Raw genomic sequence first — 2,462 nt, 5'->3', positions numbered from 1 at the left:
TCGAAGATCGACGTGAGTTCCGGACTGGGGAATGCGTCGATGCTGACGACTTGGGTCTGCTCGCTGTCGAGGATCTCGTTGGCTGTGGAGAATGCGACGAAGATGTCGCCCGACCCTTCCTGTGCCACTTCGCCGAGGCGTCCGATGGCCAACGCCGGCCGCTTCGCCACTCGTTTCAACTGATGCGGTAACAGCGGTGCGTCGGTCGCGACCACCACGATGATCGAACCTTCCCGGCCGCGAGGGCCTTCGCTGGCAGGAGGAATGGGCTCGCACGGCGGCGCCCAGCCCACCTTGCGGGTATCGAGCGCGGGCATTAAGCACGGTAAGTAGCGCTTACCCCAAGCGTCGCCGATGGAAACACCAGAGATTCGCAGGCGCTGCTGAGCACCGTAGTTGCATTGGACGAGCACACCGACCGTGTATCGTCCCGACTTCTGTTCGATCACACGCGAAGCAGTGCCAATGCCGCCCTTGAACTGAGAGCAGATCATGCCGGTGCCGCCGCCCACGTTGCCTTCGGTTACCGGGCCCGGTCTGGCGCTGTCGATGGCTTGTAGCGCGTGCTCGCGTTTGACGTGGAAGCCATTGATGTCGTTCAACAGGCCGTCGTAGGTTTCGGCCACGACTGGTGCGAACCAATCGCTTTTCCAGCCCTGCGTCACCATCCAGTCGATGGTTGCGTCACGCACTACGCCGACACTGTGCGTGTTGGTGATCATGATCGGCCCGTCGATGAGGCCGCGCTCTTCCAGCCAGACGGTACCGGTCATTTCGCCGGCGGCGTTACCTGCGTGCCAGGCTGCGAACACAGGCTTGATTGAAGCGCGGCCGCGAGGAAGGACTGCGGTGACACCGGTTCGCACCGGACCTTCGCCGCGCTTCAGAGCGCCTTCACCACGAATCAATGTGATGTGCCCTACTTCGACGCCGGCAACGTCGGTGATGGCGTTTAATGGGCCCGGCGTGCCCTCCAATGGAATACCCAGATCGCGAGCTCGCTCCGCGTGCACAGACGTCGCGAGCGCGAGAAACAAGCAGCCCAACAAAGTGCCCATTGCCGAGCGTGCTCGCACGCTCGACCGCACATTCCGCCGACAGCTGGCTCGGCCAGTGCCGGCACGAGCAGCGCTCAAACATTCGGCTGCTCGACTGGAGCCACCGACGTCGACGCTCGATACCTGCTGCTCAATAGAAGCCATGATAGTCACCCACGTCCTCACTCTCAGCCGGCGCGGGCGGAGCGCCGGCTGACTCGGCTTCGATCCAGCGACGGAACAATTCGATGCGTCCTTGGTACTTGAGCCGCGTGCCATCGGGATGTTTGCTCAGCACCGAGCGCTCGACCGCGTTGAATGACGAGTGCATGGCGCTCACTAGCGGCCTCATACCGATATAGGCCGCTCTGACGTCGCTCGCAGTAAACGACACCGTGTCATCCTTGAAGTGAATGCCCGGCATATCCTTCAGCCAGCGAAAACTGGCTGGCGGCACGGCTCGGACGGCCACTTCGATAGGCGCCTTCAACTTGACGACTTGCGCCGACGCTCGCTTCTGAACCGCCAGCTTGGCTTCGCGCGTCATCGCCGAATGAACTACCGCCACCGGCAACAACTCGACGCTCGAAACGCTCTTGGCCTTCTTAGTCACGACATAGCGCAGCCAAGGCATGGTGCGCAGGTCTTCGGCGAGCCGATCGTCACCAGAAGCGAAAATGACGGGAATGCCAGCCGCGCCATACAGCATTCCCACCAGCTCGGTCTCAGTAATCGAATGCCCGTTAAAGGAAGCCTGCACACCGACGCTGTAGGTATGCGCAGCGAAACCGTTGGTGCCACTCTTGCTATGCATGCCAACGACCGCGACAGCATCGAACGCCCCAGGCTCGGCGAGATCCAAATAGGTATCAAAGTACGTGGGCCGTGAGATCAGCTTGGCTCGCGGATCAAGCTCCTCAACGATCACGTCCGCATCTGAATTGCCGCTGCCATGGCCGTCGGCGATGGTCACCTTTCCGGCGCCGCCATCGAACAGCCCAGCAACGACAGCGTTGACGTCAGCAGTCAGCTGCTTGCGCGTCTGCGGATACTTGGGATGACCGTAAACGAAGCTATACGGATCGTCCTGTCCGGCCAGCCCTTCCATGTCATGAATCAACAGAATGTGAGGCTTGTCAGCCGCAGCGATGTTGAAACACACCCCGCTGGCCAACACACACCCAGTCAAGAACCGAATCAGCCTATTCATTCGACGCTCACCTCGATGCGCGATGGATATCGATTGCCGTAGTGAACTGCGTGCGTCGCCACGGTCAGATCCGAGTCAATCGTATTCATAAGTCTCGGCAGGAACAACTGAGGATTCCGGTCGTACTGCGGGAACCCACGGCTATTGATCTGACCCATCAAGGGATGGCCGCGACTGTAGGTGTGATTAACTTGCGGCTGCCGGATGAGGTACTA

The 2,462-nt window shown here is 60.6% G+C and carries 2 protein-coding genes; both read right to left on the bottom strand.

Translation table 11 applies throughout. The features are described from left to right. On the bottom strand, positions 1 to 1,202 hold a 1,202-nt coding region (locus tag JNL55_RS20630; RefSeq protein ID WP_293858142.1), incomplete at its 3' end, for a P1 family peptidase. Next, the gene (locus JNL55_RS20625) at positions 1,189 to 2,247 is read right to left on the bottom strand and encodes a M55 family metallopeptidase (protein WP_293858139.1); all 1,059 of its coding nucleotides are present in this window, start codon (positions 2,245 to 2,247) and stop codon (positions 1,189 to 1,191) included. The genes JNL55_RS20630 and JNL55_RS20625, both read right to left, overlap by 14 nt. Between the last annotated feature and the right edge of the window lie 215 nt (positions 2,248 to 2,462).

Origin of the sequence: Steroidobacter sp. (assembly GCF_016790065.1) — a bacterium.
Classification (GTDB): domain Bacteria; phylum Pseudomonadota; class Gammaproteobacteria; order Steroidobacterales; family Steroidobacteraceae; genus Steroidobacter.
Note: the sequence above shows the minus strand (reverse complement) of the source record. Positions and strands in the feature narration are given on the sequence as shown.

Bases quoted from the DNA above. Each gene is read 5' to 3' on its own strand.
- JNL55_RS20625 (WP_293858139.1), bottom strand. From the start codon at position 2,247: ATGAATAGGCTGATTCGGTTCTTGACTGGGTGTGTGTTGGCCAGCGGG.